The 11047-nt window shown below is 64.0% G+C and carries 7 protein-coding genes; 2 read left to right on the top strand and 5 right to left on the bottom strand.

Annotated features, from left to right (window positions below):
• The 5 genes from FY036_RS05555 to FY036_RS05535 form a co-directional block, all read right to left on the bottom strand.
• The coding region (locus FY036_RS05555) for a DUF5996 family protein (protein ID WP_148913704.1) at positions 1–923 on the bottom strand (923 nt) is incomplete at its 3' end.
• A 25-nt stretch (positions 924–948) separates the two neighbouring features.
• Positions 949–1884: a pirin family protein gene (locus tag FY036_RS05550; RefSeq protein ID WP_148913703.1), complete on the bottom strand. Its 936-nt coding sequence runs from the start codon at positions 1882–1884 to the stop codon at positions 949–951.
• 130 nt (positions 1885–2014) lie between these two features.
• Entirely contained in the window at positions 2015–2908 is an 894-nt protein-coding gene (locus FY036_RS05545) for a LysR family transcriptional regulator (RefSeq protein ID WP_148913702.1), read from the bottom strand.
• A gap of 102 nt (positions 2909–3010) precedes the next feature.
• Positions 3011–4036, bottom strand: coding sequence for a TerC family protein (locus FY036_RS05540; RefSeq protein WP_148913701.1), 1026 nt, complete (start codon positions 4034–4036; stop codon positions 3011–3013).
• Between the two features lie 393 nt (positions 4037–4429).
• Positions 4430–5170: an IclR family transcriptional regulator gene (locus FY036_RS05535; protein ID WP_148913700.1), complete on the bottom strand. Its 741-nt coding sequence runs from the start codon at positions 5168–5170 to the stop codon at positions 4430–4432.
• A gap of 376 nt (positions 5171–5546) precedes the next feature.
• Between FY036_RS05535 and FY036_RS05530 the strand changes: the two genes are divergently transcribed.
• Positions 5547–9374: a hydantoinase B/oxoprolinase family protein gene (locus FY036_RS05530; protein ID WP_148913699.1), complete on the top strand. Its 3828-nt coding sequence runs from the start codon at positions 5547–5549 to the stop codon at positions 9372–9374.
• A 76-nt stretch (positions 9375–9450) separates the two neighbouring features.
• Positions 9451–11004 (top strand): ABC transporter substrate-binding protein, encoded by a 1554-nt coding sequence (locus FY036_RS05525; protein ID WP_148913698.1) that lies wholly within the window; start codon positions 9451–9453, stop codon positions 11002–11004.
• Positions 11005–11047 lie beyond the last annotated feature (43 nt).

Genomic DNA, 11047 nt, shown 5'->3' with positions numbered 1-11047 from the left:
CTGCGCACCTGGCGCGGCTTGCCGTGCGCGCATTCCAAGAGGTCGCGGTCCCACCCGCCCAGATCGGCCGCCGCCTCGTAGGTCGAGACGAGGAAGGCCAGCAAGGCTTCGTCGGGATCGGCGGCGGATTGCACCGCATCGTAGGGGAGGACGAACTCCGACAGTCCCTCGTGCCAGAACGCGGCATCGGGCTGCACGGAGGCGGCGCGGTAGCCGCCGGGCGCGGGATAGGCGTAGGCGTAGAAGGCCGGGTAGTCGATGCCGCCGCCACCCGGCCAGAAGCCCGCCGACGAGACCTCGCGGTCATAGGCCTCCTGCGCCACATCGTCCGGCAATGCCGGGACGCCACCGGGGTGGAGCGGTGCGCGCCGCCCCGAAAACCGCGTGAGAGCCAGATCGAAGCTGCCCCAGAACAGGTGAACGGGGCTGGACTTGCCCAGAAACGACGTGCGGAACCGGTTGAAGACCTTGTCGACCGCGATCAGGGCCTGATGGAAGCGCTGAACGGCTTCGCGGTCATAGGGCCGGTCGCGATCATCCTCGGCGAAGGGAACAGGATAGGGCACTTCGTTCGGGCTGCCGTTGAAGGTAGGCGTGCCGCCGAGCTGCGTGATCAGCTGCACGAAGCGCGCGTGGAATGCCGCGACCGTCATGGGTCCGAGATCGAACGACGCCTCGCGGCCATTGCCGCATGTGCCGATCACCCTGTGCTCGCGAAGATCGAACAGGATCTCGATGCCCGGCCCATCGGGTATGGGCGAGGACGCAAGCCCCCGGGGCGTCACATAGAACGTCGCGTTCCACGAATGGTTGAGCCACGGCGTGTGGGCCAGCCGGTATTTGCCGGCGATCTGGAGATGCAGATGCAGCGCCGAACACGTCTCGCGCCAGCCGAGGTAGTCGAGTTGGGGCCACTTGTTCATGGTCGTGTCTCCGCGCTGGTTCCGGTCAATCCGGAAGGGGAATGTGCTCGTTGCGGTCGTCGACGGGCAGGTCGAAGCGGCCCGTGCCCCAGTTCGCTGCGCGCCATTCGGCCTTGGCGCGTTCGATGCGCTCCTGCGACGAGGCGACGAAGTTCCACCAGATGTAGCGCGGCCCGTTGAAGGTCGCTCCGCCGAGGATCATCAGCCGCGCGCCGCGCTCTCCGCCGGCAACCGTGATCCGGTCGCCGGGCCGGAACACCATCATCTGGCCCGCCTCGAAGTCCTGGCCAGCGACGGAGATCGAACCCTCGACGATATAGATGCCGCGGTCTTCGTGATCGTCCGGCATCGGCAGGCGGCTTCCCGGCTCGAGCCTCACATCGGCGTAGAACGTCTCCGAAAGCATCGTCGCGGGCGCTGCCTTGCCATAGGCGTTTCCAAGAATGAGCCGAACCGAAACACCGTTATCTTCGATGACCGGCAGCGTCTCCTTGCCGTGATGCTCGAAGCTGGGCGCAACGTCCTCGTGGCTGTCCGGCAGGGCCAGCCAGGTCTGGATCCCGAACAGGCTGTTCGGCCCGCTGCGCGCCGTCGCCGACGTGCGCTCCGAATGCGTGACGCCGCGCCCGGCGACCATCCAGTTCAGCGCGCCGGGCCTGATGATCTGATCGGCGCCGGTGCTGTCACGGTGATGGAAATCGCCCTGGAAAAGGTAGGTGACCGTGCCGAGGCCGATATGCGGATGCGGCCGCACGTCCACGCCGTGACCGGTCAGAAACTCCGCCGGCCCGGCCTGATCGAAGAAGATGAACGGACCGACCATCTGGCGTTTCGGCGCCGGCAGGGCGCGGCGGACCTCGAAATCGCCAAGGTCGCGGGAGCGCGGAACGATCAGGGTTTCGATAGCGTCAAGCCCGACGTCATCGGGACAGCCCGGGTCGATCGATGGGTTCCAGCTCATGTGCGTCATCCTTTCGTGGTCCCGCCAGGTGATTGACGTAGCCGCCGGCGGTCCTCGCAGCTAGCCCCGCGATCCGCCGAGCTGTGTCGCGAAAAGTGGAACGCTACGGCGTCTTTGCAAAAGCCTGTCGCTAGCGCTCGACGGCCGCCAGGCGCGGATCTTCCACGAGGCACTCGATCAGCAACTCGGTCAGGACGCGTACCTTTCGTGACGGATGCTGCCCCGGCGGTCGGATGACGTATACGCCTGCCGAGGGTGGCGGGTAGCGCGTCATGATCGGCACGAGCGCCCCCGACGCTACGTAAGCGTCTGTGACGCAATCGGGCAGCCAGGCGACACCCAGTCCCGCGGCCGCCGCAGCGGCGAGCGCGATGCCGTTGTCTGCCTTGTAGCGCCCCTGCGGATTGACCGTGATGGTCTTGTCGCCATCCATGAACTGCCAGGCTTCGGTGCCCTGCATCAGCGCCTGGTGAGAGGCTATCTCGTCGGGTGCCTCCGGTGCGCCATGCGCCTCTACGTAGGCGGGGCTGGCCAGAAACTTTCCATGGATAACGCCCACGCGCCTTACCACCAGATTTGAATCCTGAAGATGGCCGACCCGGATCGCGCAATCGAAACCCTCGGCGATGAGATCGACGAAGCGGTCGCTGTAGGAGGAGTGGATGTGAAGTTTCGGGTGGCGCCGCGCCAGCTCGGCCAGCACGGGTGCCAGATGCGTCGGACCGAAGGTCAGCGGTATTGCGACGCGCAGGCGGCCGGTGAGGTCGCCGGTGGGCTGGATGGTCTCCCTCGCCGCATCGATTTCGGCGCCCACTCTCGCTGCATGGTCTCGAAACGCGGCCCCAGCTTCCGTGAGGGCCGCGCCACGGGTCGTTCTTGCAAGAAGCTGGACGCCAAGCTCCGCCTCAAGCCGGAAAAGGCGACGGCTGACGATAGACTTGGACACGCCAAGTCGGCGGGCCGCCGCCGATACGCCCCCGGCATCGGCGACTTCCACGAATGTCCGAAGGTCGTCGATATCCATCAGGCGTTCCCAGTGTCGCGACACGGCGGGGCAGGTACGAGCCCTACCGTATCGCCCCAAGAATGTCACTTACTGCCGGTTCGTTTTGGCGCCGCGTCCTGCTTACCCCTGCGACTTTTCGGAAAGATGCGCTGCCCGCTGCGCCGCAACCGGGTCGGGGTCGGCGCGCGTGGCGAACAGCGACGCGATGATACCCGCCGCGAGGATCGTGAAGGTAACGCCGAGCGAGATCAGTGGCGGAACCTTGTCGATACCCATCAGGTCGGCGGCGAACACCTTGGAGCCGATGAAGATCAGCACCGCCGCCAGCGCGTATTTCAGGTAGATGAAACGGTGCGCCATCGCCGACAGGGCGAAGTAGAGCGCGCGTAAGCCGAGAATGGCGAAGATGTTCGACGTGTAAACGATGAACGGATCGGTCGTGATCGCGAAAATGGCCGGCACGGAATCGACGGCGAAGATGACGTCGGCGATTTCGATCAGGACGAGCGCCATTAAAAGCGGCGTCATGAACAGAACCGGCTTGCCGCTCTTCGGGTCGGGCTGGCGTACCAGAAACTTCGGGCCGTGGAACTCTTCGGTCACGCGAAAGCGCCGCCGCATGAACGCGATCACCGGATTGTCGCCGATCGGCTTCTCCTCGTCGGACGAGAACAGCATCTTGACGCCGGTGATGATGAGGAAACCGGCGAAGATGTAGAGCACCCACGAGAAGTTCGTCACGATGGCCGCGCCCGCGCCGATCATGATGGCGCGAAGAACGATCACGCCGAGGATTCCCCAGAACAGGACCCGGTACTGATAGATGCGAGGAACCGCAAAATAAGAAAAGATCAGCGCGATGACGAAGACGTTGTCCATCGCAAGCGTCTTTTCGACGAGGAAGCCGGTGACGTAGTTAAGCGCGGGCTCCTCCCCGAGCGTCCACCACACAAAGCCGCCGAAGGCAAGGCCGAGCGCGATGTAGAACCCGGAAAGGGCAAAGCTCTCCTTCACGCCGATTTCGCGGTCGTCCTTGTGGAGGACACCGAGATCGAAGACGAGAAGCGCTATGACAACGGTGATGAAGCCGAGCCACATCCAGGCGGGCTTGCCGAGCCAGTCGGCGAACAGAAATGCAAATTCCATTGGAAACTCCCTCTCAGGCACCGGCATGAGCGACATCGGAAAAAGGTCCGACATCGCAAGAGAACCGGCGCTCTTGCCAGAGGGGCCCGGACCAGCGGGACGCATCGCAATTGGTTCGGTTGAACGGGAAGTTCAAGGACCCGGCTATCACGACCTCGTGACCACGGGTATGCGCAGGAAACCTGCGCTCCGCTCAGTTAACTTGCGAGCGGTTTCTGTTCCGCCTCGTTGGCCTGCCCGGCCGCTGGAACCGCACCCCGGCTTGGCCACCAACGCATAGTCCCGGTTACCCGACCCAACGAAGCTGGTGCGGCAATCAGGGCCAAGATTGACGTGGGCAAGTTGGGGCGTCGAGAGAGCCCTAGCTTGAGGCAGGTTATCCGAAAAGGCGTTTCATGCGGTATGGCGGCGTTCCAGATCGGCCTTCATCGCGTCTAGGAGAGCCGCGACCGTTTCCTTCAGCGCTTCTGTGACCAACGCCGTAGGATACGAAATGGCGATGCCTATGACTTCCCCGCTGTCGGGATCACGCAAGGCCATGCCCTGGGAGGAGACGCCTTCATACGAATCGTCCGACGAATAGGACCGGCCGGTCTCGCGGATGACGCGGATGCGCTCCAGCAACTCGGCATGATCCTTGGGCGTGTTCTTTGACAGGCGCGGAAGTTCTGCCGGCACGCGCAGCTTCCACTCCTCTTCCGACAGCAGTGCGAGCATCGCGCGGCCGTTGGAGGTGGCGTGCGGCCATGCGCGGTAGCCAGGCGTGGTAGCGATGGCGACGGGGCTGGACCCTCGCACCATGCGCAGTACCGCCAGCTGCGGGCCATCGAACACGGTTATATAGCCGGTGTGGCCGCCCACGGCGCAGACATGTTGCAGATGCTTCTGCACGAGATCGAGGAAGCTCTGATGCGCCCTTGAAATCTGGCCGAGCTCGAACAGCCTGATGCCTGGCCGGTAGAGGCGGCTGGCAGGGTCGTATTCCAGCATGCCGGTTTCACGCAGGGTCTTCATCACGCGCGACACAGTTGCCTTGGGACGTCCGACCCGCCGGGTCAGTTCGGCCTGGGTGAGGGCGGTCTCTTCAAACGTGAAGCAACCCAGAATCGCGATGCCATCTTCCAACGCGCTCATGCGCTTCCCCTTTCATTTCCCCGTTTCGTGCGTTCCGGACGAAGCCACGGAGCGCTGCCTGAAGTCATGCGCACTCCAAGCGTCACGACGGAACAGGCGAAAGATTATTTCGACATGTTGTTCCACTATTGGAACATGATGTCAAATATGAAACTTCCGCTGGACTCATCGTTCGTGCGAGCCTATAAGCAAGGCAACATTCTTCATGCTCAAATAATAGGCGTGAGGGCTGGGAATCCTTTGCCTGGTGTCAGGCGGCGGCCGGCCCTCCAAGTCAGCGGAAGAATAAAAATGGGACATCAAGCTTGATCTGCCGGCGACGGCGGTTGCGACGGAGGCTTGCCTGCGGCTGGCCTCGATCATTGAGGATATGCGAATGCAAGCCAACGCCAAAGGTTTCCGTGCCGGCATCGATATCGGAGGCACGTTCACCGACTTCATCCTGTTTGACGAGAGTGCCGGCGCCATCCGTCTACACAAGTGCCTGACGACCCCGAGCGACCCGTCGAAGGGCGCCCTCGGCGGGCTTGCCGAAGTTGTGGACGGCGCAGGCATCACCGTCTCAAACCTGGATGAGATCGTGCACGGCACGACGTTGGTGACCAACGCCGTGATCGAGCGCAAGGGCGCTCCGGTCGGTCTTATCACCACCGAGGGTTTTCGCGACGTCATCGAGATCGGCTTCGAGCAGCGCTACGACATTTACGACCTTTTCCTGACCTTTCCGGATCCACTGGTCAGCCGGTCGCGCCGGATCGAGATTGTCGAGCGCATCGGCGCCGACGGCGGGGTGATCAAGCCGCTCGACGAGGCAAGCGTTCTGAAGGCCGTGAAGAAGCTGGTCGCCGACAAGGTCGAGGCCATCGCGGTCTGCCTGATGCACTCCTATCGCAACCCGCAGCATGAGCGCCGCGTTCGCGACATCATCAAGCAGCATCATCCGGAAATCTCGGTGTCGATCTCTTCGGAAGTCGTCGCTGAAATCTCCGAATACCAGCGTTTCGTTACAACCTGCGCCAATGCTTACGTACAGCCGTTGATGGATCGCTATCTTGGCCGGTTCGAGCGCGAGCTTCACGCACGTGGCTTCAGGGGTGCGTTGCGGCTGATGCACTCTGCCGGCGGTCTGGTGTCGCTGGACGAGGCGCGCGAGTTCCCCATCCGCCTGCTCGAATCCGGTCCCGCCGGCGGCGCACTCGCGACCGCCTGGTTTGGCAAGACGGCCGGTAAGGACAACGTCATCGCCTTTGATATGGGCGGCACGACCGCAAAAGCCTGTATGATCGAGGACGGCATGGCGCACATCGCCTCCTATCTCGAGGCCGGCCGTGTGCGCCGATTCAAGAACGGCTCCGGCCTGCCGATCAAGTCGCCGGTGGTGGACATGATCGAGATCGGGGCGGGCGGCGGCTCGATTGCCGCTATCGACGAAGTCGGCCTGCTGCAGGTCGGGCCGCATTCGGCGGGTGCGGCCCCCGGTCCCGCTTGCTACGGGCAGGGCGGCGACAAGCCGACCGTAACCGACGCCAGCGTCGCCCTTGGGTATTACGACCCGTCCTTCTTCCTCGGCGGGCGCATGACGCTCGACCTCGATGCCGCCGAAACGGCACTGAAGACGATCGCTGGGCCGCTCAACGTCACGACCGTCGAGGCGGCGTGGGGCATCCACCAGGTCGTCGGCGAGAACATGGCGAGTGCGGCACGCATCCATCTCGTCGAAAAAGGCAAAGACCCGCGTGGCTATTCGATGATCGGCTTCGGCGGCGCAGGACCGGCCTTCGCCGCCCGCGTTGCCCGCATCCTCGGCGTGTCCGAGGTCATCATCCCGCAGGCGAGTGGCGCGGCCTCCGCATTTGGTTTCCTGACCGCGCCGCTGTCGTTCGACATGGTGCGCTCCCATCCGCTGGAGCTGTCGCCGGATCTGGACGCCGAGGCACTGAACGCCGCGTTCGGCGCGCTTGCGGACGAGGGCGTTGCCAAGCTGGTGGCGGCGGGCGGCGATGCGTCGGACGCGAAGATCGAGCGGACGGCCGACATGCGCCTCGTCGGTCAGGTGCACGAGATCAACGTGCCGATCCCCGAAGGCCGCCTTGATGCGTCCGCCTATGGCGCTATCCGCAAGGCGTTCGAGGACGTCTATGCCGCGCGCTACACCTTGGTGCCTGGCGGGGCAGACCTCGAAATCCTCTCCTTCCGCGTCCGCGTCAGCGGTGCGACCCCAAAGCTGTCGATCAACCAGGCCGACCTGCCGCAGGGCGGAGAGAACGCGCTCAAGGGCCACCGCAAGGCCTATTTCGGTGACGGCTTCGTCGATGCGGCGATCTACGACCGCTACCGCCTGACGCAGGGCGTCACCGTAAAGGGTCCCGCCATCATCGAAGAGCGCGAATCGACCACCGTCGTTCCGCCCGGCGATACGCTGACGGTCGACGAGGCGGGCAATCTGCGCATTGCCATTTCGGTCACCGGAAAGGGCATGGATCTCTTCTCGCCGCAGATGACAAAGGCGCAGGCTGTCGAGAAGATCGAATCCGATCCGATCTCGCTCGAGATCATGTGGAGCAGGCTGGTCACCGTCTCGGAAGAGATGTGGCACACTGTCTGCCGTACGGCCTACTCGCTCATCATCTCGGAATCGCAGGATTTCGGCTGCTCGATCCTCGACGCGACCGGCGAGACGCTGGCGCATTCGAGCCGCGTCATGCCGGTGTTCAACCTGACTCTGCCCATGGTGGTGAAGGCGGCGCTGGAGCGCTATCCGGTAGACACGCTGGAACCCGGCGACGTGCTGGTTTCCAACGATCCCTGGCTGTGTGCGGGACACCTGTTCGACATCGCGGTGATCACCCCGGTCTTCCACCAGGGCAAGGTCGTGGCCGTGATGGGAACGGTTGGCCATGTCGGCGACATCGGCGGCACGCGCAACGGCATGAAGGCCACCGAAGTCTACGAGGAGGGCCTGCAGATCCCGCCGATGAAGCTCATCAGGGCTGGCGTCGAGAACGAGGATCTGTTCCGCATCATGGCGGAGAACATCCGTGACTCGCAGCAGGTGCTTGGGGATGTAAGGTCGCTGATCGCCGCCAACGAGACCGGCGGTCGCCGCCTATCGTCCTTCATGGAAGAGTATGGTCTGCCCGACCTGACGGCGCTGGCCGAAGTGATCCAGTCGCGGTCGGAAAAGGCGATGCGCGAGGCGATCCGCGCGCTGCCGGACGGCGTCTACACATCGACCACGACCTACAACCCGCTGGGCACGCCCATGACGGTGCCCGTCAAGGTGACGATCGCGGACGACGAGATCGAGCTCGACTTCGAAGGCGCGCCGCCTGAAGTGCCGTTGGGCGGCATCAATTGCACGCTCAGCTACACGACCGCGCACTCGACCTACCCGCTCAAGTGCATGCTGACGCCGAACGTGCGCGGCAATGCGGGCTGCTACCGGCCGTTCAAGGTGAAGGCGCCGAAGGGATCGGTGCTCAATTGCAACAAGCCCGCGCCGGTCAGCCTGCGCACCCGCACGGGTTGGTACACCTCGCCGAACATCTTCCGCGCGCTGTCGGAAGCGGCACCTGACCGCGTCGTCGCCCACACGGGCCTTCCGAGCCTGATGACCGTCTACGGCAAGACGCCGGACGGCAAGGTCTTTTACGACCACCTCCTGTCGGGTGGAGGGCAGGGCGGCAGCATCGCCAAGGACGGCAAGTCGTCGGTGCTGTGGCCGACTTCTGCCGCCACCTCGTCGATCGAGTTGCTGGAAAGCCGCTCGCCGGTGGTCGTCCTTGAAAAGGGCTTCGTCACCGATTCCGGCGGCGCGGGCGAGTATCGCGGCGGCCTTGGTGCCCGCATCCGTATCGCCAAGCGCAATGACGACGGCATGCCGCTCACCGTGTTCGTGTCGCCCGAAGGCGTCAACGCGCCGATCGAGGGTCTCTTCGGCGGCCAGACCGGCCTCCTCGCCCATGGCTGCATGCGCGATGCGAATGGCGAGGTTGTCGAGGACGTCGGTTCGGGCGGATTGGTGGTTGTCGACCGCGCCGACCGGGTCGTCGAACTGCAGCTTGGCGGCGGCGCCGGATATGGCGATCCGCTCAAACGCCCTGTCGAAAGCGTCGAGGACGATCTGCGCGAAGAGCGCATCAGCGCCGAGACGGCAGAGAAGGTCTACCGCCTGAGCTCCCGCAAGAAGGTGCTGGCGGCCTGAACGTGAAACCGCAGGCCGGCGGTTCACGTCGGCCTGTTTCTAGCTACCGGCGATGCCGGCATGAAAGGGGAATGGCATGCTACTTAACAAACGTCAGTTTCTTATCGGTTCGGCCGGCGCGGCGATCGCTGCGTCCATGCCCTGGTATGCGAGCGCCCAGGGGCGCAAGGTGATGGTTCTGTCGAGCACCGTCGACATTCCGAATTTCGACCCGCATGTCGCCACCGGCTATGCGCCGCAATGGTTGTTCCGCAACACCTATGACGCCCTCGTACGCGTCGTCGGCAATCCGCCGGAGACCCAGCCGGGCCTCGCCAAGAGCTGGACCCAGTCGGAAGACGGCAAGTCCTACACCTTCGAGCTGGATGAGAACGCGCGCTTCCATGACGGGACGCCGGTGACGGCGAAGGATGTCGAATACTCCTTCGCGCGCCTTCTGCGCCTGAAGCAGGGCCCCGCATGGATGGTTGCCGGCATCCTCGACGAGAACGGCGTCAAGGCAACCGGCGACATGACGGTGACGATGTCGCTGCTGCAGCCCTTCGCCCCGCTGCTGTCGGTTCTGCCATGGATGTTCGTGGTCAACTCGGCCGTGGTCGAAGCCAATCTCGGCAGCGACGATGGCCAGTCCTACCTCCTGTCCAACATCGCCGGTTCCGGTGCCTTCACCATGGGCCGTGCACGTCCGGGCGATCTGTACGAGTTGATCCGGGCGGAGAACGACTGGCATCAGGGTGGCAACATCCAGTCCGCGATCTGGAAGATCGTGCGCGAAGCGGCAACCAATCGCCTCATGCTGCAGCGCGGCGAGGTGCATTTCGCGCTCGACATGTTCGCCGAGGACATGGATGCGCTGGAGGGCGTGCCGGGCGTCGTGCGCATTATGGAGCCCGACTACCGCAGCTTCACCATCAAGATGAATACCGCCAAGGGGCCGCTTGCAGACAAGAATCTGCGCAAGGCCATCTCCTACGCCTACAACTATCAGGCCATGCTCGACGCCGCCGGCCCGGCACAGCTGATGGAAGGGCCTCTGCCCACAGGCATGCTGGGTCACGCCGACGACCTGGCCATCTACCGCCAGGACATGGAGAAGGCGAAGGAATATCTTGCGCAGTCGGAGTACAAGGACGGCGGCTTCACCCTGTCGATCGGTCATGCGGCCGGCTACGAGAACCAGCGTCGCTGGGCGCTCATCCTGCTTGAGGCGCTCAAGGCCCTGAATATCGACCTGGACATCCGCCCGATGGTGTGGCCCGACATCGTCGCCGCCGCGAAGTCGCCGGACACGATGCCGGACTTCCACTCGATCTTCCAGTCCGCCAACTACGCCGACCCTGACAATACGCTGTTCGCGGCCTATCACTCGTCGCGCAACGGCCAGTGGCAGAATCCGGTCTACAGCAACCCCGACGTCGACAAGCTGATCGAGGACGCCCGCGCCGAAGTCGACACGACGAAGCGTGCGGACCTCTATCGCGAGCTTCAGGAATTGCTGGTTGAAGACGCGCCTGACATTTTCGGCGTCATGGAACTGCGCAAGTTTGCGATGCGGGACAATGTGGAAGGTTATTCCTTCTGCCCCGTGGCGGCTAACACGTTCGAAGTCTGGCCGCTGTCGATCACGTAACGTTCCGGCGGCGGGCAGGCCGAAACCTGCCCGCCGCCACTCA

The organism is Neoaquamicrobium microcysteis (assembly GCF_008180155.1).
Taxonomy (GTDB): domain Bacteria; phylum Pseudomonadota; class Alphaproteobacteria; order Rhizobiales; family Rhizobiaceae; genus Aerobium; species Aerobium microcysteis.
This window is presented reverse-complemented; position numbering and strand designations above follow the sequence as displayed.